We start from the raw sequence: 21,052 nt of genomic DNA on the forward strand, positions 1-21,052 counted from the left end.
AGGAATTGTTCAGGAGAGCGTTAAACTTAAATATAATGGTATTGTAAAAACACAATCGCTTATGGGAGCAAAACCGTTTTATTTAGAAGTTGGGTTTGTTGAAAATCCAGACGGTTCAAGTGAAATGGTACTGACTGAGTCAGCAGCACAAGAATTTATAGAAAACCAGCAGTTGCGACGGCAGGGACTTGATTAGAAGGAGATTATATATCAGAAACAGATAGCTTGCATATTGATGCAGAGCATATCAAAAAATGGCAGCGTTTAGATGAACTTGATAGTAGTGCTATTTCAGGACAGCCAATAATGGCACAACAATTTCAAGCGTATTGTGCGTCAATTAAAAACGGTACTTACCTACAAGAAGATTTGCAAGCCGTTCAAAAGCAGAAACAAAAGCTGCTGCAAACACTGAGTCTCCTTGAAGAAATTGAAAGTACCCTGCGATCGGAAATCGCTCGGAAAAATCAATCTTATTGAAGATGATTTTTTTATGGAATTACAAAAACACGAGAAGCAGGTTAAATCAATTATCGAGCGAGCTCGTTCCGAAAGTTTTAATGATAACGAACTCGTTATATATGATGATTTTCTTTCTGAGACCGGAGTAAAAAACCCTGCGGAAATGACTAGTGTTGATGTCGATGCTTTTCTCAAATATCTATATAGTTCTAATGCATCTAATGAATTTGTTGCTAACGTAGTTAATCGGCTTGCACAAGTTGCACCAGCTGAGATTGTTAACTTGGTTCTTCTAAGCGATCGCGGTGGTGATGGTGTTCTGTTGTATCAGGAATTGCGCCTTGGGACAAGGGCTACCGAATTTGACACTCCGGCGGAAATAGCTGCAGCGAGACAACAGCAATACCAATTCTCTCCGACTCATAATAATGATATGGATTTGTAGCATCCCCACCTCTCCCGCCTCCCCTACCTTGTCTCTACTTGTCTGTGACTTCTTTTGCTAATTGTTGAAGTTCGTTGAGCAGTTGCTGTAGTTGCTGACGTTTGTTAGGGTCGTCCCAAATCGCAGATGAGTTCAAGATTTTAGAGATTTGAGTAAATTGTTGTTTCAAGGAAATTTCTTTTGGCTGACTTGATTGAGTCTTCTCTTGAATCGCTACACGAATTTGACTGAGCGACCATTTTTCTGCAATTGCCCGGTTTAAAAGCTCCTCCAGTAAATCTGGGTCTTTAATTCGGGCAAGTGCTCTCGCCTTTGTATACTCAATTCTTCCGGCTCGAAGTGCTTCTAGGATGGGGGTAGGTAGGTTGAGTAAAGGCAAGCGATGAGAAGCAAAGGATTCCCAACTCATTTTCCCCACGGTGCGAAAGACGGATTCAACGACATTGAGCGTTTCTTCATTTCCGACAACGTTGTTGGAACTTTGTTTGGCTAGGCGATGTAGGAGTTGAGAAACTTCTGTGGAAGGAATATCCAGCTGATTCGCTAATAAGTTGATGATTCCTTCTGTTTCTTCTACTGGATTGAGGTCTTCTCGCTGCAAATTTTCAATCAGCGCCAGTTCCATCGCCTGCACAGCGGTCATTTCCCTAACGACCACGGGAATTTCACGAAGTCCTATTTCCTTTGCTGCCCGATAACGGCGCTCTCCTGCGACTAACTCGTAGGACTTGTCCGATATTGGGCGAACTAGTAATGGTTCGAGTATCCCATAAGTTCTAATTGACTCGGTTAACTGCTGCAATTTCTCCGGGTCAAAGTAGCGGCGGGGTTGTTGAGTTGGTAGTTGAATGCTTGATATGTTAACGGTTATAGAATTTTCCTGCTCTCTTCGAGCCAATTCAGTTGGACTAAAAATGCTTGCTGCCGAGTCAGCTTTGAAAGGATTGTTGCCGAGACCTCGTTTAGACATAAAAACTCATCACTCCTTGAGACTTTTCCGACAACGTTGTCGTAACCAAATGTGACTGAAAATTAGGGGCTGTGGTTCTCAGAAGTATTTTAAATGCGTTTTAGCACTTCATTCATCAAGTCTTTGTATGCTTTTGCTCCTACGCCTTTTGGATCGTGTTCAAAAATCGATACCCCAAAACTGGGAGCTTCTGAAATACGTACAGTTGTGGGGATGACTGTTTTGAACATCCGTTCGGGAAAATGCTCTTGTAAAGATGCCAACACATCTTTACTGATTTTCTGCCGTCCGTCAAATTTAGTGGCAAGTACACCCAAAACATTCACTTGATGGTCTAAAAAATTCTTCACCAGATTAAAGGCATATTCTACCCCTTGAACTCCTAATAGCCCAACATAGCTCATATCCACAGGGACAATAACACCATCACTTGCTTTGAGCGCGTTAATTGAGAAGACACCAATGTTAGGCGGGCAATCAATCAGAGTGAATTCGTACTCACTGTCAATTTCATTTAACATTCGCTTCAGCAGATTCTCTCGCCCTGGTAATCCAGAAATTTGTAGTTCCTCAACCGCAAGCATTATATTCGATGGCAAGACATCAAATTGGGGAGAGCATACCTTTGCGATCGCTTGCTTGAAGCGTTGCTTTCGCTCAATTGGCGAATCACTCTGAAGGACATCTTTCAGTTGAGTCTCTAGTTTCCAAATTTCGATACCAAGAGAAGCCCCAGAGGTTCCTTGGGGATCGATATCAACTAACAAAACTTTCTTTTTCTTAAATCGGGAAATGCCATCCGCCAGATTAGTTGCAGTAGCAGATTTGCCCACTCCTCCCTTCATATTAAAAATTGCAATCTTGTAAGCCATACATCCAGTCGCCGCAACTAAATTGATTATGTTGGGTACTAAGTACTGGGGATTGGAGACTGGGCAAGAAATTTCTTCCCTTACCCAATGCCCAGTCGCCAATCTCCAATACCCAATCCCCTTTACAAGGAAGGTTATCAAAATTTACCACCAAAGTTATGTTAATTTATGGAAACAACCGTAGATTAAGTTGTTCAATCAATTTGGGGTATAAATAGGGGCTAAGCGTATCCCACGCGCTTTTTTAAAAAATTAACCCCTATACAGGGTATAAATAGGTGGTTCTTAGGGTATAATTAATGCATAAAGTTATTATACCCCATATGACCCCTATAAAGAATATTCACGCGAATCAAAAAATTTTTTGTGCCGGTTTCGATAATGGGTATGGCAGCGTCAAACTGTTAGTCGATGGTTTTGATGTCGTGCGAATCCCCAGTTACATCTCAAAGGAGGAGATGGAAGATGTCCCCGGTCGTGTGGTTTATAACGGTAATGCCTATACTGTTGGTGAGTCAGCTTTTCGCACCGGTTACTACTTCGAGCGAAACACCGATAGCAATATCAACAAAGTCAACAACGCCCTCATAACCTTGCTGGGAGCATTAGCGCATCTACCACACCGTAAGACTTGGCACTTGAAGCTAGTGGTGAGTTTGCATGATATTGGTTTATCCTCAGAGTTGTGTCAAATCCTCAACGGTGAATACCAACCTTTATTAGCGGGTAAGCTATCTGATGTGAAGGTGGAAGTTCTCAAAGTTGTACCTGAAGGTATGGGTGCTCTGTTTGGAAGAAAGCTCCCCAAAAGGTTAACAGTGGTAGATTTTGGAAATGGGACAACACTTTATTCTCGTTACTTTCAAGGGAAAAGAGAAGTCCATACCCCCTATGCTGCGGGAGTAGAAGTTCTTATCGGTGAAATTGCCAAGAAGATGAAACCTCTCAATGGTGGGAAGCTTGGGGACGTATCGAAAATTCGCTTTTGTCTAGAAATGGGACATACCAAGTACAGCCGTGATATTGATATCAAAGATGTTTACACTGCGTGTTTGAAGGACTGGTATGAAAGCTATCTGAAAAACCCAGTCAATCTCGCCCTAGAGGCAAAACATCAGGGAGATGACATTTGGGCGATCGGCGGCGGTTGCTTGCTTCCCGGTTTTAAAAAACTGCTTACACAGAACGGGTTTGAAATTCTCGACAACCCAGTAGAGGCTAATTCCTATGGACTTCTACAAATGGCTAAAACTATTGTCAGTTCTTCCTCTAGTAACACCTCTCCTGAAGACAAGTAGCCAAGAGCGAACTTTCCTACACAAAAATCTCTTCCTCCACACCCCACACCCCTTTTCAAATGGTTTCTCAACACGACAAAACTCCAGAAAAAGTCCGAATCAAAGACAGCTATCGCGAGCGTATCTTTGCAGAATCGCAACGATTGGGTAAAAGTTATCTAGAGACGCTTTACTTTATAATAGATTGCTACTTTGCCTTTAAGCAGGGTGTGTTACCAGTACAGTCTGCGGTACCTAACCCCTATACAACCCCCACAGAACAAAATCCGCCTCTTGTGGATGAGTCAGCTTATACCCCACGTGGCCCCCAAGTTGAGTCTGAAGATGGTGAAGAAACTTTTACCCTTGATTGGGAATTGTGAGGTGATAAGAGTATTATATGCGATCGCGCAAGGAAAGCATAGCGATCGCATTTCATTTTGGGTAGAATCTACTAGTTCTCCACTGCGCCTAAAGATTTGAGCGCGGCTCTCTCAGTTTTTGCTAAGCCTGTAACAAAAAGTCTCTAAAAGTATGTGGGTTGCGTGAAAGAATACGGGCATACCGAAAGGCGACACAGCAGTTTTTATATCAGATTATATAGGAATCGGTTTGATTTCTGAATGAGTTTTTAGGCTTTAAGCTTGCTTTATAAGCTTTTGAGCCTCAGTGTACCTTCAAAATTCAAATAGGAATCCCATATCCCTCTTTTAGCACTCTGGGAAAAGAAAAATAAGAGCTAGGTTGCTTACTTTTATCTGCAACCTAGCCCTTTTGTCGCTTCGTCAAAAATCCTATAGTGGCTTAAAAAGTTCTTGACAATTTTAAGAATTTTTTTATGAAAAGAATCCGGTGGATACTGCTACTATATATCTAACCTTAATAAGCGCGTAAGTGCTGCTTCTTTAAGTTTTCTAATTTCCAAGATTTCCAGTGCTGTCGAAAAGGTAGATATATTCAATATTTTCGCAAAACATATTTGCGTAATGTTTTGTAATTCCCGTAAATGCTTATTTAAGGATTTTAGGAGGAATTTAGAATAATTGGTATGCCAATAAGGCCAGATAATCAAAATACTATTAAGCAGAAGTATTGCTTTTCAAATAGTTAATATTTGATTGCAAAAGCAACTGTGAAATTCGGATAATTAATGAATTTTCTGTTAATTAAATGACTGAAAAATATCAAATAACCGAAAAAATAGTTGTAATAATTGAACTGAATTGCAGAAGAATGAGCGATATTTATTGTACTACTATCCAGTGCGGAAGGTAGTCAATATGCATTAAATGAACATGGTTGCAATAGTTGCAGAGTGATAAAGATATGCTCCAAAACCTAAACAAAAATAGCAATAATCAAGTAGCCGAGAAAGATAAAAGCTATTTTTCCCCACCTCCTGCGATATCACTACCAAAAGGGGGCGGGGCGATAAAGGGAATGGGTGAGAAATTTGCTGCTAACCCAGTCACTGGTACTGGCTCCATGACCGTTCCTATAGCTACCAGTCCTGGTCGCTCTGGATTTGGTCCGCAGCTTTCTTTATCTTATGATTCGGGAGCGGGGAATGGCGTATTTGGATTAGGCTGGAATTTATCACTACCTGAAATTACACGTAAAACAGACAAAGGCTTACCCCGCTATCGGGATAATGAAGAATCGGACATTTTTATTCTTTCTGGCGCAGAAGATTTAGTACCTGTACTTAAATCAGATGGTACATTTGATGAACCACCACCACGGAATGGATACCACATTCGCAGGTATCGTCCTCGGATTGAAGGATTGTTCGCCCGAATAGAATGCTGGACAAACGCGGAGGGAGAAACTCATTGGCGATCCATTTCTAAAGACAATATTACGACGATTTATGGTAAAACTGCCGAAAGTCGCATTTTCGATCCCAATGACCCAACACGTATTTTTAGTTGGTTAATTTGCGAGAGTTACGATGATAAAGGTAATGCCATCCACTATAAATACAAGGCAGAGAATTCTGAAGGAGTGGATACAGCACAGGTACACGAGCGTAACCGTACCTCAGAAAGCCGTTCAGCTAACCGTTACCTAAAGCGAATTCAATATGGGAATCGGATTTCCCAGCTAGTGCAGCCCAACCTGACAGAAGATTGGTTGTTTGAGGTGGTTTTTGACTACGGAGAACACCATCCGACCAATCCCAAACCAGACGATAATGGACAATGGTCAGTTCGTAATGACCCATTTTCCTCTTATCGGGCTGGTTTTGAAGTTCGCACGTATCGTATCTGCCAAAGGGTATTAATGTTTCATCATTTTCCAAATGAGGAAGATGTTGGACAGAATTGTTTAGTACGATCGCTAGACTTTGGCTACTCCTACTACGAACAAAATCCCACAGATAGTCGCAATCCTATATATTCATTATTACTTTCTGTAACGCAAACTGGTTACAAGCGAAATTCTAACGATGGTTATATCCAGAAATCTTTACCCCCGCTAGAGTTTACTTACAGTGAACCCAACATTGACGAAACAGTACGCGAAGTCGAGCCTAATAGCCTAGAAAATCTGCCTCAAGGTTTGGATGGTAGTCGATATCAGTGGGTAGATTTAGATGGAGAAGGATTGTCAGGAATATTGACAGAACAAGGGGATGGGTGGTTTTACAAACGTAATATCAGCCCGATTAACACTGTTAAAACTGATAACTCCGAGCATATAGAAGCGCGTTTTGCTCCGGTCGAATTGGTTGCCAGCAAACCTGCGATCGCTTTGAGTAACGGCGCACAGTTTCTTGACCTTGCTGGCGATGGTCAACTTGATGTGGTAGCTTTACGCAGTCCAACTCCTGGTTTTTATGAACGTACTCACGATGAAAATTGGGAATCCTTCATCACGTTTAAGTCTTTGCCCAACCTAGATTGGGATGACCCCAATTTGAAGTTTATTGACTTAGACGGTGATGGACACAGTGATATTCTGATTACAGAAGATAATTGTTTTGTTTGGTATTCATCTCTAGCTGAAGATGGCTTTGGTGCAGCACAACGAGTACATCAACCTTGGGATGAAGAGCAAGGGCCTCGTATTGTGTTTGCTGACAGCACCCAGTCAATTCACTTGGCAGATATGTCAGGGGATGGGTTGACGGATATTGTACGGATTCGTAATGGTGAGGTGTGTTACTGGCCTAATCTGGGCTATGGGCGGTTTGGGGCGAAGGTGACGATGGATAATGCCCCTTGGTTTGATGCACCGGATATCTTTAATCAACACCGGATTGTGTTAGCCGATATTGATGGTTCTGGAGCAACAGATATTCTTTACTTAAGTGGCAAAGGCGTTCAGGTTTATTTCAATCAGTCAGGTAACGGTTGGACAACAAAGCGAAACTTGAGACACTTCCCTGCAATTGACAATGTAGCTTCAGTCACCACAATAGATTTGTTAGGTAATGGAACTGCCTGCTTGGTGTGGTCTTCTCCTTTGCTTGGTAATGCTGGTCGCACCATGCAATATATTGACCTAATGGGTGGGCAAAAACCACATCTTTTAATTAAAACAGTAAATAATATGGGTGCAGAAACCGTTGTGCAGCTTTGCATAAGAGACGACATCAGCCATGACCGCTCTGTAGCCACAAATTTCATTTGAAGCCGAACTGAGGAAGCGAATCGCTCAACAGCAACAGCAATAAACCAAAACTTCCACTGTTTGCCACTTGAAACTAGCAGTGGAAGCTAATCACTCATGAACCTCCTTAGTTGAAGGCGAGTACCAAGTGACTCAGTTTAGAAGTGATGAGCGTCTCATCTCGCCAACATTTCCAGAATTAAATTTGACACCAGAGCAAATCTTTCAACCTACCTGATACCGCAAGTAACTTGTGGCGAACGCACTCCCGAGGAATTTGAAACTGAACTGCGGCTTCCCAAACATGGACGTGATGCCAATCTCATTGCCGACATCATTATAGTTCTATTAGATTACACTGGGTGCGAATACGGTGCATTTACCCCTGTTACAATGGAACTCCCAGAACAGAGCGGTATTGAACCTGATTATTGCTTCTATATTGATAATTGGCAGGCTATATCAGGCAAGTGGTACAGGTAAAATGAAAAAAGCCCTCATAAGCGAGAGCATTATATACTTCAAGCTAAAACTGGTAGTTTTTAAGGAAGCGCCAGTTTTTAGCTTTGTTGAAGTCTTTTAGTCAGTTCTACTTCAAGTTGTTCCGGCGATATTTCAATACGCCCTGGTGCAACAGCTAACAAATCCATATATTTGTGGAAAGCTTCAGTATCTTGAGGATTTTGCCGAACATATGCTAATAATTGTGCTCGTGTCATTTTGTCAAAATCGGGTTGTGTCATAGCTTTAGTCTTCCGTTTGGGTAAATCTCCATCTCTATTGTCTCTCCAACCAGTATAAATATGCGTTTGGTTCGTTCATCTAATCTAGTAACGTTCATTGGTTTGAGCAAATTACTAGCCATAACACATACTCGATACAGGGTTTTTAGTTGGTCTATTGTTGGTTCCATTTCAAGAAATTTTCAATCATAGCTCAATTCCTCCATCAAAATCATCTGGTTCATCAACATCGCGTCTGTTAAGGTTAATAAGTATCTTGAAAAATAGTTAGACTGAGAGCAATTGGATACAGACAGCGAAGAATATTTAAGACTCGTAACAAGAGTGTAATTTTTTCTCAATATTGATATTTAGAAGGGTCAAGTCCTTGCTACTGTGTTTTACAGATAATGATGTGGTTTTAAAGCTAGCATCGCATTCCACAAATACCAGATTAGATGCTCGACCTGGGGTACTTTGCGCCACAGACGAGGAATTTGAAGCTGAACTGCGGCGATCGAATCGCTCAACTGACCTCTGATACAATACCAAATCCCCACTTACTATGCGTAGGATTTAATTCCGTTTGTTGATAATTGGCAACGCTCATCAGTTATAGTACAATAGTACTAAATACTTCTAACTGATGGTGTAATATTAGTCCCATAATTTCTGCTATATATTTGCTTGCCAAAACTAAAGCAACTTTTAGCTCGTCATATATAGTGCCACTCTTGGTGCCACTATTATAGTGATAGTGTGTCATTCAAAGTTAAACGCAAGGAGTAAAAATTGAGAATCAGCGGAGGAAGACAATATGAGTCAGACCCGACAACAATGCCAACGCTGTATAAACGCTTGTCAAAAATTGGATTACCACAGAAATTTATCCAAGAAAAAGCTTTACCTGAGTGGTGGGACACTGAACTAGAAAGTGACCCTGTAGCTGTTCTCGAAGTAGCAGGACGTATTGCTAAGCGTTTGGGTCTAGATATGGCATCAGTTCTCGATCCTGATGCTCCTATTACTTTTAAGCAGGTAAGTAGCCCTAAATTCAAAAAAATGCAAAACACTGAAGAAAATCGATTGATTGTTGCTCAGGGGCTAGCAACTCGCGTGGCTGAGATGGTAGCTTATACCTGCAAAACACCTTTTACGGGGATAGATACAGACCCATCTCAAGTTCGCAAGTTAATCCTAAAAAATAAACCTTGGATCGACCTTGATGTCATTCTTCAATTTTGTTGGAGTATTGGATTTCCGGTAGTTCACTTTTGTGAATTTCCTACAAAGACTGTCAAAATGGATGGTATGGCAGCCATCATTAACAACCATCCAGTAATTGTCGTAAGTTCCAATAGGAAATATTCTGCTCATTTGCTTTTTATCATCGCTCATGAATTAGGGCATATTGCCTGCGGTCATGTCAAAGACGGTGTTCTCATTGATGAACAAATAACCAAGGAGTTTCAAGACCAGGAAGAGAATGAAGCTAATGACTTTGCAATCAATCTTCTTTTAGGAGAAAAAGATAAATATATTTGGGGTAAACAGCCTGATTCAATTCACTTGGTACGCACTGTGCGTCAACTTGCTACCAAAGATAGGGTAGAGCCTGGTGTCTTAGCATTGAATTATGCTTGGCAAACGGGTGAATGGGACATCGGAGTAGGTGCATTAAAGATACTAGAGCCAGTAGCCAACGCGTCTGTTAAGGTTAATAAGTATCTTGAAAACGAGTTAGATTGGGAGCGATTGGATACAGACAGCGAAGAATATTTAAGACTCGTAACAGGAGTATAATTTTTTCTGAATATTTATATATAGAAGGGGCAAGTCCTTGCGACTGTATTTTACAGATAATGATGTGATTTTAAAGCTAGCAGCCTACCAGCTATTTTGGGAAATGGTTGCTAGCTTAAATATTCAGGAAGAAAATATCAGGGTATTGCCAACAGCAGCCAAAGTTTTTAGTGCTTCTAGGAAAATAATTCAACAATACAGGCAAATTAGTTTGGAAAGAGCAAAGCAGGTAGTTAGTAGATGCCAACCAATTGACCGTTCTATTTTGTCTAATACTTTAGAATTTCAGTTATTAGCTGCTACTGAAGGAATTGATGTTGGCGAAGCTTTACTTGTTGCAGCGACTCAAACAGAAGAAGACTTTTATTTACTAACCTCAGATAAAAGGTTTTTAAAAAATCTAGAATTATCTGAATTTGATGACATTAAGCGGAGATTAAACAAAAGAATTATTTGTTTAGAGCAATTAATGATTCATATAATTAAAACTGCTGGGTTTGATTTAGTATGCAGGAGAATAGCTTCAGCAGAAGCGTGTGACCAAATTATTTCTGAGGCATTTCAGTTAGGTAGAAAAACAAAAATTCAAGACGCTGTTAAAGTTCTTGAAGTTGCAATAGAAGATTTACGAAATGAAACTGGAGAATTACTAATAGACTCTGTCTTAGTTTTTCCACCTCAATTATAAATTGCTCTTAAAGTGAAGCGATTCTATGACTCTTGCTAGCTGTTCAAAGGAAGTTCATCCTCAAAAGTGGTTTTTTCCTGAACCAATTCTTCTGACACCTAAAGAAAACGCGGTTTCACGCGATACTCTAAAGCATTTGCATGCTTGCTTTTTACCCGTCTACGCGCTCTTTCAACTGCCATTTACAGCCAATTGACCCAAACGCTTCAACACACTCAAAACCGTATATAATTCATTCCCCGGATTGAAGATGTAGAACAAGCGAGACAAGGCATACTTTGGTGTTGCTTGTTTAACCAACTTCACGAAAATAAAGCTACCGCCATTGGTAATTAGTCCGTATATTGGTTTATCCGTGTTAGATACGAACAGCATATAAGCCAGGAGTTGTGGTTTGCCTACCTCCACAGAAAAAGCTGCTTGTTTGGACTCTATAACTACTACTACTAGCTGTTCAAATAAAATTAAGACATCAATTTGCCCTTTGACCGTTACCCCTTCATCAAAAGCCGTAACTTCCACAGACTTTTCCGATTTAACATGAAACGGAGATAGATAAAAGTCGGCTAAATCTAACAAGGGAGACAACACCACCATCTTGACGGTGTTTTCTAGCATAGGCGGGTACTTGAGTAAATTAGCATAACTCGCCTTGACTCGGTCGAGTTGTTGTTTTTCCAAGTTGGTTATTTCCGGTAAGTTATCTTGCCACTCTCTAAAAAATTGCTCATCCTCAACTAATTGCAGTCCAAAGTTAGTTTCTAAATCAAGCAGAGTAATTTCTTTAGCTTGTATTGTTTGAATCATAATCCTAAAATATTTTTAGTAAATGATAGTGAATGCAAATGTGAAGAGTGGGTTTATGACTGGAAATATTTAGCTTTCAAAGTCTTGAGGGTTTTCTCTTGCCCTGCCATCAGCCTATTTACCCTTAATTGTTTTGCTTGCTGCAATTAATTCGATTGTGTGCGTTGAGGCAAGTTTTCCCAGTTACGGATCATTACGTCCACTAAAATTTCATAGGGAATCCCTGTAGTAGCACGAAAGTTCTGCAATTTTTCCACAGCCTTAATTGAGAGCCTCATGGCAACTTTCTTGTATTCTGTTCCTTTTAAACCAGATTCTGGTAAATCAGAATCAAGTTGAAATTTTTTGATATTTCCTACGACCTTAACACGTCAAGGAAAAATTACCAAGCTCTCCACGATGCAATTAAAACTTTTGGAGACTGGTTCCACTGCCAACGCTCTGTTTGGTTAATTAGAAGCAGTCTCAGCGAGAAACAGATTTACGATCGCCTGAGAGCACACACCAGCGACCTTGACTATCTGTCAGTTTTTGAGGTTAACCTCTCTTCGGCTCTGGGTTGGTTACCCAAGATCGAGAGCACTAAAGAGTGGACTCTTTCGACTTCCGCAGGGTGCTTCGCTGATGCCGATTTCTTGTCGGACTTTGATGACAGGACAGAGGACTAAGTAAGGGATTGCGATCGCTCAGTCAACATGGTTTGGGGGCTTGAGGCAATCTCTTGAAGCGCCATCGGTGAAATTAACCAAAAACCCAGTTGCGAAACCGAAGTATCAAATATAAAAATATACTTTTTGTACTGACTTCGATAAATGAGTTCGCCCTAGATCTCATGTCCCCAGTCAGCCACCTTTGCATAAGAGACGACATCAGCCATGACCGCTCTGTAGCCACAAATTTCAGGCAAACTGCGAGATTTGGCGTCCATATATTTCTAGAAATTCTCTAAGTTTTGACAAAAGAGGTGAAATGCAGCCGACAGCGGAACAACTAAGAGCGTTTTGGAGCAAGTGTGTAAGAGCAAGTAACTTATGACAGCCAATCAATTTAGTTCGACTGGATGAGCGCAGCCAGCGAATCTTGATGTTGATTGGCGACACAATTGAAGTAGAGATTTATCCGAATGGAGAAGTATTCATCAAATGACTCAATCCAATTTTGACGCGATGTCAGACTCCGAGTTGTTGAATTATGTCAGAACGCACCCAAGCGATACGATCGCGTTCCACAAATACATGGACAGATTAGATGCTCGACCTGGGGTACTTTGCACCACAGACGAGGAATTTGAAGCCGAACTGAGGAAGCGAATCGCTCAACAGCAACAGCAATAAACCAAAACTTCCACTGTTTGCCGCTTGAAACTAGCAGTGGAAGCTAATCACTCATGAACCTCCTTTTCTAGATGAAGATGAATACGTTGTCGAGGAAGTGCTGGAGAATTGGTATGAGTTCTTACAGCCGCAACAAGTTGAGGGAGAAACCTATTACAGCGTCTATCATTCCAGCTTTAGGGTTTGGTTAGCAAAACAAATGGCTCAATTCCCGCTAGAAGATTACCTAAACACCTAGGTAGGGCTACTTCATCTACACAGTGATAAAGTATTCGCTCATCACCATTAATCAAACTGTTTCAACTCTTCTTCTAAAGTCTGAGCGTCTTTCCACATTTCAATATGTCCATCACGAAAGATTTTGGCAATAAATGGAGCGGGATACTTCCGAACAAACTCCTGCGTGGGGACAATAGCTTTTAGGAAAGCTTCAATCATTTGCTCTCCCGACATACTTTGGGAGGCGAGGACAAACATCTTGATTTTCGCACTGACAACAGCAAATTTTTCTGAGGTGCGCTTACCAATCTTGGCATCTTTGGTTAGAATCACCCAACCTCTTTTACCAACTTCTGGCAACCAATCTACGTCTTGAGCGTCTCTAGGAAAGTGGTCGTCATGAATTTCGATTGAGACGCCTGAGTTGCGAAGTGTTTCTACAACACGCTTGCTACCCAGGCACCTATCTACGAAAAAGACAATTGACTGGTGTTGACTCATGCAGCTAGCAGTTCATAGCGAATGGCTTCTTCAATCGCTAGGCGATCTACTCCGTAATCATCAGCGAGTTCGTCAATTGAATCGCCTGCTTCATAGCGCTCTGTCAAGACGTCGGTAGGAATTCCCGTTCCAGCAATCACAAGGCGACCAAAGGCGATTCGAGGGTCAATAACGATGATACGAGGGCTATCTTCCTCGTGAGAGCGAGTAAAGGGATAAAGTTTAATTGCAAGCCCCGTGTCATCGGGTTCAATTCGTTCGAGATGAGCATTAAGAGCATCTCTCAGTTCCTCCTGTCCGCTTTTTGAGGCGTTAATAAGGGAACCATAACGCTCAATAAACAGGTCAACGCCATTAGTGCGAAATATCTCACGGGCTAGGGGGTGGGATACTTGAAATTGTTCTTCAATGAAATCAAGAGCAGATCGCACCTTGTATAAATCAATTTTGTGTTGCTTGCGAATTGCCCGAAGAACGTGAACTTCAATAAGATTGGTAAATGAAAGGAGCCGTGGTCTGCGATCGCGAATTGGAATCAGGGGCTTGAAGAAACCAGAGCCAGAAGCGATTGAATAACGCCGCCCTACTGTCCATGAGCGAATTGTACCTTTTGGAATGCGTAGGTAGCGAGCAGCATCACTGATGGAATAACTTGGGATGTCTCTAGGATCTTTTCCTCCGTAAAAATCTGTCATAAGCGCACCTGCCAAAAGGGGGTATTCTTAATTATTAAATATATTCCCGCCATAGCTTCGCTACAGCATAGCGGCAGATCGCTATGCTCTTGGTCATTCAAAAACCTTGCTCGCCTCGATTCTACAAAAGAGTACTGGGAAGAACTTTTCACCGATATGGGGATTCCCATATCGGGACAGCGTAGCGCGACCGACAGGAGAAAAGAAAGCGAGTGGTCATTGGCACGCCTCTGCAGCGTTATAATGCCGATGAAGCATACGTTATCGCGACGGCTTTGCTAGGAGGAGACGCTTAAAATGACAGAAGAAGAACTGCGTCAAGCAATTTTCAAAGAAATGGAAGACATAGCTCCAGAAACATTAGAGGAGGTACTGCACTTAATCAAAAAGCTCAAACAGGAAGAACTGGAAGAAGATTTGCGGGAATCTCACGCAGCACTGAAAGAAGAGGGTAGCATTCCTTGGACTGAGTTAAAGAAAGAACTGGGGCTGGCGTGACTTACAGAATAGAAATTAAGCCCGCAGCAGCCAAACAAATTAGAAAGCTGCCACGAGATGCACAAGAGCGAATTGGCATTAGGGGAATCAGTGACATCGCCTGAAATGCTCAACAAATGCTCCTATGACAACTTTTCAACCTTAACACTCAAAGCCAGCAGTCGGATTTGAACCGACGACCTTCCGATTACAAGTCGGATGCACTACCACTGTGCTATGCTGGCAACTTTACACCCTATACGACAAAAAACGCATTATCGCTTTCAGGCATCACACTAGCTTCTAAGCTTAGCATAAGTAATCTGGATATGCAAGGTCAATTGCAAAAAATCTTTCTATCCAAAATTTTGCCACAAAACACCATATTCTTGCCATCTCGTTCATTTTTTCCCAAAATATGCCTTGATAGCGGTCAAACAATGCTGAAAATTAAACAATTTCGTGACTTTCTCATGAATGATGTTGATAAACTAATTGTTAAGTAAGTCGGTACAAATAAAGTTAACTGGTGAGAGTCGTTCTTTGTTTTTGGTCATGAGTCATTTGTTTTGAGCAAAAGGCTAACGACCAATGACTGATGACTCTCAACATAGTTATATTTATCTCTACCCACCTACTTATACCAATTCTCTGTGAAGTTGCACGTTGTTACCCCTCCTAACCTCTCCGATACCTTGGCTACTGTAGTGGTGTACAAGTTGAATTTACCCCCCTTAATCCCCCCTTATAAAGGGGGGAAGAAGACATCCGATTCCTTAATCCCTCCTTATAAAGGGGGGAAGAAGACATCCGATTCCTTAATCCCTCCTTATAAAGGGGGGAAGAAGACATCCAATTCCTTTATCCCCCCTTATAAAGGGGGGAAGAAGACATCCGATTCCTTAATCCCCCCTTATAAAGGGGGGAAGAAGACATCCAATTCCTTTATCCCCCTTACAAAGGGGGGGGAAGAAGACATCCAATTCCTTTATCCCCCTTACAAGGGGGGGGGAAGAAGACATCCAATTCCCTCCCCTTTATAAGGGGAGGGTTAGGGAGGGGTAAAACTGGCTCTAAAATTTTCTTCTGCAATCTATTTGAGGCTTGTGCGTACAAGGTAGCTTACTAAGGGGAGGTGCCGCAGGCGGTGGGGTTCTTTATATACATCTTCATATAGAAACGGTATTAGACACCAAAGCCACCTTAAACTATGAGCCAGACACAAAATATCCGGCACATTTTTAAGAAACCATTTTTGGACACGGCTGGGTAAAAGAACCAAAAAAATAATTGTTCGATCGCACATCAACAAGCATGGCAGGGTTGAAAGGACGAGATTTATTAAGTTTGGCAGACCTCAGTCCCACAGAAGTTCAAGAACTTTTGCAAATGGCACGTCAGCTAAAATCGCAAGAACTGAGGTTGCGATGCAACAAAGTATTGGGGCTGCTATTCTCCAAAGCATCTACTCGAACGAGAGTAAGTTTTACCGTAGCAATGTACCAATTGGGTGGACAGGTTATCGATCTCAATCCCAATGTCACGCAAGTGAGTCGTGGGGAACCCGTGCAAGATACAGCGCGAGTTTTAGATAGATACCTAGATATTTTGGCAATTCGCACTTTTGCACAGCAAGAATTAGAAATTTTTGCCAACTATACTAAAATTCCCGTCATTAATGCTCTTACCGATTTAGAACATCCCTGTCAGGTATTGGCTGATTTAATGACAGTGCAAGAATGCTTTGGCTCCTGCGATGGGTTAACCTTAACTTACGTTGGGGATGGTAATAATGTGGCAAATTCCCTGCTACTGGGTTGTGCTTTGGTGGGAATGAATGTGAGAATTGCTTCGCCTCATGGGTTTGAAGCAAATGCAGCAATTGTAGAAAAAGCACGCTCAATTGCAGGGGGGAAAACGGAAGTCCTTCTCACTCACGATCCCGAAATAGCAACCAAAGGTGCTCATGTTATTTACACCGATGTTTGGGCAAGTATGGGACAAGAAGAACAAGCAGATGACCGAATGCCAATTTTTCAACCTTACCAAGTAAACGAGCAACTATTGAGTCTTGCAGATCCAAAGGCAATTGTTTTACACTGTTTACCAGCACATCGCGGTGAAGAAATTACCGACGAGGTGATTGAAGGTTCCCAATCACGAGTTTGGGACCAGGCAGAAAATCGAATGCACGCTCAAAAAGCTTTACTTGCCAGTATTTTAGGTTCTGAAGAACTATAAGTGAGAAGTTATGAGTAAGGAGTGGTAAATTATAAGGAGCGCAAGTTAGCTAGAACTTATTCCGCCGTAGATGGCAAATTTTAGGTATTTACTCCTCAATTTTTACTCCTTACTCCTTTTTTAATTCCTCACCTTCACTCCTGACTCTTCACTTTTTTAATAAAAAATCCAAAATATTCAAAATAGATAGTGCGTAGAGAGGTTTTTTGTAGTACTAATGTTCTAGGAACATTTGTATTTTCCTCCCTACTAACTTATGGAAAGACTAACAGAAGCTCAAAGAGAACTTTACGAATGGCTGGCAGAATATATACGCCTTCACCAGCATTCGCCCTCAATCCGACAAATGATGCAGGCGATGAATCTAAAATCCCCTGCACCAATTCAAAGCCGCTTGGAACATTTACGCAATAAAGGATACATTGAATGGAGTGAAGGAAAGGCAAGAACAATTAGAGTTTTACAACCTTTAAAACAAGGTGTACCGCTTTTAGGTGAGATTGCTGCGGGTGGTTTAATCGAACCAGTTACCGAAGCCGAAGAGTATATAGACATCACCAATATGTCGTTACCTCCCCAAACCTATGCTTTGCGGGTTACAGGTGACAGCATGATTGAGGACTCTATAGTTGAAGGAGATTTGGTATTTCTGCGTCCTGTACCAGAACCAGATCAACTCAAAAACGGTACTATCGTCGCCGCAAGAGTCGATGGCTATGGCGCGACTTTAAAGCGATTTTATCGTCTCGGCGATCGCATTACCCTAAAACCCGCAAATTCCAGGTATGAACCGATAGAGGTAAATGCCCTTCAAGTACAGGTACAAGGTTCCCTAGTTGCCATTTGGCGTAATTACAACAACTAATAACCAGGGAATGGGGAATGGGGAGTAGGGCTGTAAGAGGAGGGGGAAAAGGGAGAGGAAGGGAGAGTGATTCCCCCACTCCCCACTCAAAAACTCCCCACTCCCTTCTTCTTTACTCCCCACTCACCAATCACCAGTCCCTTTAACATATGTACTTGTTAAACAACCGAGTCAAAGAAGCCACTGAGAAAACAGCAAAGCCATACCTCCTCAAACGACCATTTGTAGGTGAAAACAGAAGCAGTTATCAAACACAGCAACCATTACCGGGATGCCCCAGAATGCCAGCATCCATAGAATTACGGGGATATCAGCGACAAGCAATTGAAAACTGGTTTGCCAATAACGGCAGGGGAACCCTGAAAATGGCAACCGGCAGTGGAAAAACCATTACTGCACTTGCCACGGTTTGCGAACTCTACAAGCAAATTAAATTGCAAGCTTTGCTGGTTGTATGCCCTTACCGCCATCTTGTGACTCAATGGGCACGAGAATGTGAAAAATTTAATTTACAACCCATCCTAGCCTTTGAGAATGTACGTAATTGGCAGAATCAACTCTCCACCCAACTCTACAACGTCCGTTCTGGTTCCCAACCCTTTCTCACAGTCATTACCAGCAACTCCACCTTAATTGGAGATGGTTTTCAGTCTCAAATTAAATATTTTCCCGAGAAAGCTTTGATTGTAGGAGATGAAGCACATAACTTGGGCGCACCTAAATTGGAAGAAAGTTTACCCCGAAGCATTGGGCTGCGACTGGCTTTATCTGCTACACCAGAAAGATATTTTGATGAAGATGGAACCCAATCTTTATTTGATTATTTTGGCCCTGTTCTCCAGCCAGAGTTTACCCTAAGAGATGCGATCGCTCAAGGTGCCTTAGTACACTACCTCTATTATCCCATACTCGTAGAATTAACAGAAACCGAAAGCCGCACCTACGCTAAATTAACGCAAAAGATAGGACGGGCATTACTGTATCGGGAACGGGAAGTTGAATTGACAAACTTTGAAGACAATGAAGACTTAAAACCCCTGTTAATGCAAAGAGCAAGGTTGGTTGGTGCAGCCGAAAATAAGTTAAACGCTTTGCGCGAACTTATGCAAAATCGCAGAGACACCTCCCATACATTATTCTATTGCAGTGACGGTTCACCAGAAGTCGGACAGCGTTCTAACTTACAACAGTTAAAAGCCGTTGCCAAAATTTTAGGTGTAGAAATGGGATACAGAGTCAGTACCTACACAGCCCGAACACCATTAGAAGAAAGAGAAGCTTTGCGCCGTCAATTTGAAAGCGGCGAACTGCAAGGTTTGGTAGCCATTCGCTGTTTGGATGAAGGAGTAGATATCCCTGCTATTCAAACCGCCGTGATTTTAGCAAGTTCTGGCAATCCCCGCCAATTTATTCAGCGGCGAGGACGAGTTTTACGACCCCATATAGGTAAAGACCGTGCAACAATATTTGATGCGATCGTTTTACCACCAGAGTTGGATAGAAACACTTTAGAAGTTGAGCGCAACTTGCTGCGAAAAGAATTACTGAGATTTGTTGAATTTGCCGACTTAGCCGACAATGCAGGTGAAGCGAGGATGAAGCTACTGAATCTACAAAAGCGCTACGGCTTGTTAGACATATAAAGTTTCGTCCTTTGTCCTTTGTCATTCGTCATTTGTCATTGGTCATTTGTCCTTTGTCATTCGTCATTCGTAGGTTGGGTTGAGGAACGAAACCCAACATTACAATCGAATTGTTAGTCATTGGTCATTCGTCATTTGTCATTCGTAGGTTGGGTTGAGGAACGAAACCCAACATTTCATCCAATTGTGAAGTAGTCCTTTGTCCTTTGTCATTCGTCATTCGTAGGTTGGGTTGAGGAACGAAACCCAACATTTCATTAATAGTCATATCAATGATGATATTTTGGCAATTGTGAAAGAAGCTGATTTCAATTAAGCTTTGCAACTTTCGCTCTTTTTACGGCAAAACACCAGAAATTAGCCTAGCGGTGGGAGATAGCCGTCACACAACCGTCATTCACGGTAATAATAGTTCTGGAAAAACTAGCCCGCTAAATGCATTTACCAGGGTGTTGTATGAGAAATTTAGTGCAGCTTTTGCATCATCCGAGCAGCTGGTGAATAAGCGTGCGATCGCCTCACAGTTTAAACTGAAGTTAGGTAAGCGAGCCACTAGATACAAAGCGGCATTGAAAGCTTTCAATTGTTTCATTACTGAATTAACTCTGCCAGCATAGTCGTTTTATGAAACGCGACAGTATCGATCGTTTAGATCGTTGTGTGCGATCGCAAAGTGAAAGGTCACGAAAAAATGGTAGTTAGAGTGGAGTATTCCACCAAATGTCCTTGTGTGGAGTGCTGGACAATTGGGCAAGCAAAACGAACATAAGTAAGCAGATCCGAAAATTCCAGAGAAAAATTGTAGTATTTACATAGATTTTTCATTTGTGAAGAGGTTAGGTCAATTAGATAAAAAGCAGACAAACATTGGTTCCATTTTTTTGGCTTGAATCCCCTACCTTGTCCCAAATATGACTGTAGCTTCCCGGTCAACTTACAAGCCTTCACCCGTATTGCTGTTCTTTTTTACCTTTTTATTGACTCTCTTGGTATCCCTGCCTTGGGTGAGTGCCAAAGAAGAACCCAAACCAAAGCCCGAAGATTGGGAGATCAAAGGCATTGTCGCAGCCCTGACAGACCCTTATGCTAAAGTGAGGCTAGAAGCAGCAAAGAAGTTGGGAGAATATGAGCTAAACGATCCTGAAAGGCAAATTCCCAACTATCAGAACGTTGTAGATCGGCTTGTTCAGCAGCTATCGCCTTCAGACAAGGAAGATAAAGAAGAAAATAGCGTTTCCCGTCAAGTCGCAGCAGAAGCACTGGGGAAGATGCAAGCCAAAGACATTGCCAAAGATGTTGCCGCACTCCTCAAAGATTCTGACACATATGTCCGTTCAGCCGCAGCAGAAGCACTGGGGAAGATGCAAGCCAAAGACATTGCCAAAGATGTTGCCGCACTCCTCAAAGATTCTGACA

The 21,052-nt window shown here is 41.9% G+C and carries 28 protein-coding genes, 1 tRNA gene and 2 pseudogenes; 21 read left to right on the forward strand and 10 right to left on the reverse strand.

Annotated elements, in window-relative coordinates:
• The first annotated feature begins 61 nt into the window (after window positions 1-61).
• Genes ACYRY3_RS19820 through ACYRY3_RS19830 form a run of 3 tightly spaced genes read left to right on the forward strand, consistent with a single transcriptional unit; the run spans window position 62 to window position 907 of the window.
• On the forward strand, window positions 62-196 hold the full coding sequence (locus tag ACYRY3_RS19820) for a hypothetical protein (RefSeq protein ID WP_460203325.1): 135 nt from the start codon (window positions 62-64) through the stop codon (window positions 194-196).
• Between the two features lie 29 nt (window positions 197-225).
• The gene (locus ACYRY3_RS19825; protein WP_460203326.1) at window positions 226-480 is read left to right on the forward strand and encodes a hypothetical protein; all 255 of its coding nucleotides are present in this window, start codon (window positions 226-228) and stop codon (window positions 478-480) included.
• A 13-nt stretch (window positions 481-493) separates the two neighbouring features.
• Window positions 494-907, forward strand: coding sequence for a hypothetical protein (locus tag ACYRY3_RS19830; RefSeq protein ID WP_460203327.1), 414 nt, complete (start codon window positions 494-496; stop codon window positions 905-907).
• Between the two features lie 34 nt (window positions 908-941).
• Here the strand turns inward: ACYRY3_RS19830 and ACYRY3_RS19835 are convergent, their stop codons facing one another.
• Complete coding sequence (locus ACYRY3_RS19835) at window positions 942-1,877, reverse strand: ParB/RepB/Spo0J family partition protein (RefSeq protein WP_460203328.1); 936 nt, start codon at window positions 1,875-1,877, stop codon at window positions 942-944.
• An 89-nt stretch (window positions 1,878-1,966) separates the two neighbouring features.
• On the reverse strand, window positions 1,967-2,890 hold the full coding sequence (locus ACYRY3_RS19840) for a ParA family protein (RefSeq protein ID WP_460203329.1): 924 nt from the start codon (window positions 2,888-2,890) through the stop codon (window positions 1,967-1,969).
• A gap of 191 nt (window positions 2,891-3,081) precedes the next feature.
• Between ACYRY3_RS19840 and ACYRY3_RS19845 the strand changes: the two genes are divergently transcribed.
• From ACYRY3_RS19845 to ACYRY3_RS19865, 5 genes and pseudogenes are all read left to right on the forward strand, one after another.
• On the forward strand, window positions 3,082-4,047 hold the full coding sequence (locus ACYRY3_RS19845) for a ParM/StbA family protein (protein ID WP_460203356.1): 966 nt from the start codon (window positions 3,082-3,084) through the stop codon (window positions 4,045-4,047).
• Between the two features lie 59 nt (window positions 4,048-4,106).
• On the forward strand, window positions 4,107-4,409 hold the full coding sequence (locus ACYRY3_RS19850; protein WP_460203330.1) for a hypothetical protein: 303 nt from the start codon (window positions 4,107-4,109) through the stop codon (window positions 4,407-4,409).
• A 943-nt stretch (window positions 4,410-5,352) separates the two neighbouring features.
• Entirely contained in the window at window positions 5,353-7,662 is a 2,310-nt protein-coding gene (locus ACYRY3_RS19855) for a SpvB/TcaC N-terminal domain-containing protein (RefSeq protein WP_460203331.1), read from the forward strand.
• 106 nt (window positions 7,663-7,768) lie between these two features.
• A pseudogene (locus ACYRY3_RS19860) lies at window positions 7,769-7,879 on the forward strand (Uma2 family endonuclease); the annotation flags it as partial.
• A gap of 56 nt (window positions 7,880-7,935) precedes the next feature.
• Window positions 7,936-8,112, forward strand: a pseudogene (locus ACYRY3_RS19865) (Uma2 family endonuclease); the annotation flags it as partial.
• A gap of 89 nt (window positions 8,113-8,201) precedes the next feature.
• On the opposite strand, the gene ACYRY3_RS19870 reads toward ACYRY3_RS19865, so the two are convergent.
• A complete protein-coding gene (locus tag ACYRY3_RS19870) occupies window positions 8,202-8,384 on the reverse strand; it encodes a DUF6887 family protein (protein ID WP_460203332.1) in 183 nt (60 codons plus the stop codon).
• Window positions 8,381-8,554, reverse strand: a complete 174-nt coding sequence (locus ACYRY3_RS19875; RefSeq protein ID WP_460203333.1) for a DUF6888 family protein — start codon at window positions 8,552-8,554, stop codon at window positions 8,381-8,383. The genes ACYRY3_RS19870 and ACYRY3_RS19875 overlap by 4 nt, the downstream gene beginning before the upstream one ends.
• Window positions 8,555-8,751: 197 nt before the next feature.
• Between ACYRY3_RS19875 and ACYRY3_RS19880 the strand changes: the two genes are divergently transcribed.
• From ACYRY3_RS19880 to ACYRY3_RS19890, 3 genes are all read left to right on the forward strand, one after another.
• Window positions 8,752-8,904 carry a hypothetical protein gene (locus tag ACYRY3_RS19880; RefSeq protein WP_460203334.1) on the forward strand — a complete coding sequence of 51 codons (153 nt, stop codon included), beginning with the start codon at window positions 8,752-8,754 and terminating at the stop codon, window positions 8,902-8,904.
• 251 nt (window positions 8,905-9,155) lie between these two features.
• Window positions 9,156-10,166 carry an ImmA/IrrE family metallo-endopeptidase gene (locus ACYRY3_RS19885; protein WP_460203335.1) on the forward strand — a complete coding sequence of 337 codons (1,011 nt, stop codon included), beginning with the start codon at window positions 9,156-9,158 and terminating at the stop codon, window positions 10,164-10,166.
• Between the two features lie 64 nt (window positions 10,167-10,230).
• Window positions 10,231-10,854: a hypothetical protein gene (locus ACYRY3_RS19890; RefSeq protein WP_460203336.1), complete on the forward strand. Its 624-nt coding sequence runs from the start codon at window positions 10,231-10,233 to the stop codon at window positions 10,852-10,854.
• A 171-nt stretch (window positions 10,855-11,025) separates the two neighbouring features.
• Here the strand turns inward: ACYRY3_RS19890 and ACYRY3_RS19895 are convergent, their stop codons facing one another.
• Window positions 11,026-11,661, reverse strand: a complete 636-nt coding sequence (locus tag ACYRY3_RS19895) for a restriction endonuclease subunit R (RefSeq protein ID WP_460203337.1) — start codon at window positions 11,659-11,661, stop codon at window positions 11,026-11,028.
• A gap of 146 nt (window positions 11,662-11,807) precedes the next feature.
• Window positions 11,808-11,939: a hypothetical protein gene (locus tag ACYRY3_RS19900; RefSeq protein ID WP_460203338.1), complete on the reverse strand. Its 132-nt coding sequence runs from the start codon at window positions 11,937-11,939 to the stop codon at window positions 11,808-11,810.
• Between the two features lie 57 nt (window positions 11,940-11,996).
• On the opposite strand from ACYRY3_RS19900, the gene ACYRY3_RS19905 reads away from it, so the two are divergent.
• The 3 genes from ACYRY3_RS19905 (at window position 11,997) to ACYRY3_RS19915 (ending at window position 12,995) form a co-directional block, all read left to right on the forward strand.
• A complete protein-coding gene (locus ACYRY3_RS19905; RefSeq protein ID WP_460203339.1) occupies window positions 11,997-12,329 on the forward strand; it encodes a hypothetical protein in 333 nt (110 codons plus the stop codon).
• 373 nt (window positions 12,330-12,702) lie between these two features.
• Window positions 12,703-12,807, forward strand: a complete 105-nt coding sequence (locus ACYRY3_RS19910; protein ID WP_460203357.1) for a DUF6888 family protein — start codon at window positions 12,703-12,705, stop codon at window positions 12,805-12,807.
• Window positions 12,804-12,995, forward strand: a complete 192-nt coding sequence (locus ACYRY3_RS19915; protein ID WP_460203340.1) for a DUF6887 family protein — start codon at window positions 12,804-12,806, stop codon at window positions 12,993-12,995. The genes ACYRY3_RS19910 and ACYRY3_RS19915 overlap by 4 nt, the downstream gene beginning before the upstream one ends.
• Window positions 12,996-13,280: 285 nt before the next feature.
• On the opposite strand, the gene ACYRY3_RS19920 is transcribed toward ACYRY3_RS19915, so the two are convergent.
• Together ACYRY3_RS19920 and ACYRY3_RS19925 are read right to left on the reverse strand one after the other, a co-directional pair.
• Window positions 13,281-13,715, reverse strand: coding sequence for a PIN-like domain-containing protein (locus tag ACYRY3_RS19920; RefSeq protein WP_460203341.1), 435 nt, complete (start codon window positions 13,713-13,715; stop codon window positions 13,281-13,283).
• Window positions 13,712-14,410: a DUF433 domain-containing protein gene (locus ACYRY3_RS19925; protein WP_460203343.1), complete on the reverse strand. Its 699-nt coding sequence runs from the start codon at window positions 14,408-14,410 to the stop codon at window positions 13,712-13,714. Before ACYRY3_RS19925 ends, ACYRY3_RS19920 begins: the two co-directional genes overlap by 4 nt.
• 297 nt (window positions 14,411-14,707) lie before the next feature.
• On the opposite strand from ACYRY3_RS19925, the gene ACYRY3_RS19930 reads away from it, so the two are divergent.
• Both ACYRY3_RS19930 and ACYRY3_RS19935 read left to right on the forward strand, forming a co-directional pair.
• On the forward strand, window positions 14,708-14,908 hold the full coding sequence (locus tag ACYRY3_RS19930; RefSeq protein WP_460203345.1) for a hypothetical protein: 201 nt from the start codon (window positions 14,708-14,710) through the stop codon (window positions 14,906-14,908).
• A complete protein-coding gene (locus tag ACYRY3_RS19935; protein ID WP_460203347.1) occupies window positions 14,905-15,012 on the forward strand; it encodes a type II toxin-antitoxin system RelE family toxin in 108 nt (35 codons plus the stop codon). The genes ACYRY3_RS19930 and ACYRY3_RS19935 overlap by 4 nt, the downstream gene beginning before the upstream one ends.
• A 48-nt stretch (window positions 15,013-15,060) precedes the next feature.
• Here ACYRY3_RS19935 and ACYRY3_RS19940 read toward each other — a convergent pair.
• Window positions 15,061-15,132 (reverse strand) — tRNA-Thr (locus ACYRY3_RS19940).
• Between the two features lie 1,069 nt (window positions 15,133-16,201).
• Between ACYRY3_RS19940 and argF the strand changes: the two genes are divergently transcribed.
• The 3 genes from argF to ACYRY3_RS19955 all read left to right on the forward strand — a co-directional run bounded on the left by argF (window position 16,202) and on the right by ACYRY3_RS19955 (window position 19,636).
• Window positions 16,202-17,128, forward strand: a complete 927-nt coding sequence (gene argF / locus ACYRY3_RS19945) for an ornithine carbamoyltransferase (RefSeq protein ID WP_460203348.1) — start codon at window positions 16,202-16,204, stop codon at window positions 17,126-17,128.
• Window positions 17,129-17,384: 256 nt separating this feature from the next.
• Window positions 17,385-17,993 carry a transcriptional repressor LexA gene (lexA, locus tag ACYRY3_RS19950; RefSeq protein ID WP_460203349.1) on the forward strand — a complete coding sequence of 203 codons (609 nt, stop codon included), beginning with the start codon at window positions 17,385-17,387 and terminating at the stop codon, window positions 17,991-17,993.
• Window positions 17,994-18,142: 149 nt separating this feature from the next.
• Complete coding sequence (locus ACYRY3_RS19955) at window positions 18,143-19,636, forward strand: DNA phosphorothioation system restriction enzyme (protein ID WP_460203350.1); 1,494 nt, start codon at window positions 18,143-18,145, stop codon at window positions 19,634-19,636.
• A 124-nt stretch (window positions 19,637-19,760) separates the two neighbouring features.
• On the opposite strand, the gene ACYRY3_RS19960 is transcribed toward ACYRY3_RS19955, so the two are convergent.
• On the reverse strand, window positions 19,761-19,904 hold the full coding sequence (locus tag ACYRY3_RS19960) for a hypothetical protein (protein ID WP_460203351.1): 144 nt from the start codon (window positions 19,902-19,904) through the stop codon (window positions 19,761-19,763).
• A gap of 34 nt (window positions 19,905-19,938) precedes the next feature.
• Here ACYRY3_RS19960 and ACYRY3_RS19965 point away from each other — a divergent pair, with 34 nt between their 5' ends.
• Together ACYRY3_RS19965 and ACYRY3_RS19970 are read left to right on the forward strand one after the other, a co-directional pair.
• Complete coding sequence (locus ACYRY3_RS19965) at window positions 19,939-20,253, forward strand: AAA family ATPase (protein WP_460203358.1); 315 nt, start codon at window positions 19,939-19,941, stop codon at window positions 20,251-20,253.
• A gap of 294 nt (window positions 20,254-20,547) precedes the next feature.
• Window positions 20,548-21,052 (forward strand): HEAT repeat domain-containing protein (locus ACYRY3_RS19970; RefSeq protein ID WP_460203352.1); only part of this gene is annotated, 505 nt, incomplete at its 3' end.

The sequence above is a fragment of the Scytonema sp. NUACC21 genome (genome assembly GCF_054684315.1).

Excerpts from the sequence above, each read along its gene's own strand:
- ACYRY3_RS19920 (WP_460203341.1), bottom strand. The coding sequence starts at position 13,715 with ATGAGTCAACACCAGTCAATTGTCTTTTTCGTAGATAGGTGCCTGGGT.
- ACYRY3_RS19930 (WP_460203345.1), top strand. The coding sequence starts at position 14,708 with ATGACAGAAGAAGAACTGCGTCAAGCAATTTTCAAAGAAATGGAAGAC.
- ACYRY3_RS19870 (WP_460203332.1), bottom strand. The coding sequence starts at position 8,384 with ATGACACAACCCGATTTTGACAAAATGACACGAGCACAATTATTAGCA.
- ACYRY3_RS19855 (WP_460203331.1), top strand. The coding sequence starts at position 5,353 with ATGCTCCAAAACCTAAACAAAAATAGCAATAATCAAGTAGCCGAGAAA.
- ACYRY3_RS19835 (WP_460203328.1), bottom strand. The coding sequence starts at position 1,877 with ATGTCTAAACGAGGTCTCGGCAACAATCCTTTCAAAGCTGACTCGGCA.
- ACYRY3_RS19895 (WP_460203337.1), bottom strand. The coding sequence starts at position 11,661 with ATGATTCAAACAATACAAGCTAAAGAAATTACTCTGCTTGATTTAGAA.
- ACYRY3_RS19960 (WP_460203351.1), bottom strand. The coding sequence starts at position 19,904 with ATGACTATTAATGAAATGTTGGGTTTCGTTCCTCAACCCAACCTACGA.
- ACYRY3_RS19900 (WP_460203338.1), bottom strand. The coding sequence starts at position 11,939 with ATGAGGCTCTCAATTAAGGCTGTGGAAAAATTGCAGAACTTTCGTGCT.
- ACYRY3_RS19820 (WP_460203325.1), top strand. The coding sequence starts at position 62 with ATGGGAGCAAAACCGTTTTATTTAGAAGTTGGGTTTGTTGAAAATCCA.
- ACYRY3_RS19915 (WP_460203340.1), top strand. The coding sequence starts at position 12,804 with ATGACTCAATCCAATTTTGACGCGATGTCAGACTCCGAGTTGTTGAAT.
- lexA (WP_460203349.1), top strand. The coding sequence starts at position 17,385 with ATGGAAAGACTAACAGAAGCTCAAAGAGAACTTTACGAATGGCTGGCA.
- ACYRY3_RS19830 (WP_460203327.1), top strand. The coding sequence starts at position 494 with ATGGAATTACAAAAACACGAGAAGCAGGTTAAATCAATTATCGAGCGA.
- ACYRY3_RS19955 (WP_460203350.1), top strand. The coding sequence starts at position 18,143 with ATGTACTTGTTAAACAACCGAGTCAAAGAAGCCACTGAGAAAACAGCA.
- argF (WP_460203348.1), top strand. The coding sequence starts at position 16,202 with ATGGCAGGGTTGAAAGGACGAGATTTATTAAGTTTGGCAGACCTCAGT.
- ACYRY3_RS19850 (WP_460203330.1), top strand. The coding sequence starts at position 4,107 with ATGGTTTCTCAACACGACAAAACTCCAGAAAAAGTCCGAATCAAAGAC.
- ACYRY3_RS19925 (WP_460203343.1), bottom strand. The coding sequence starts at position 14,410 with ATGACAGATTTTTACGGAGGAAAAGATCCTAGAGACATCCCAAGTTAT.
- ACYRY3_RS19875 (WP_460203333.1), bottom strand. The coding sequence starts at position 8,554 with ATGGAACCAACAATAGACCAACTAAAAACCCTGTATCGAGTATGTGTT.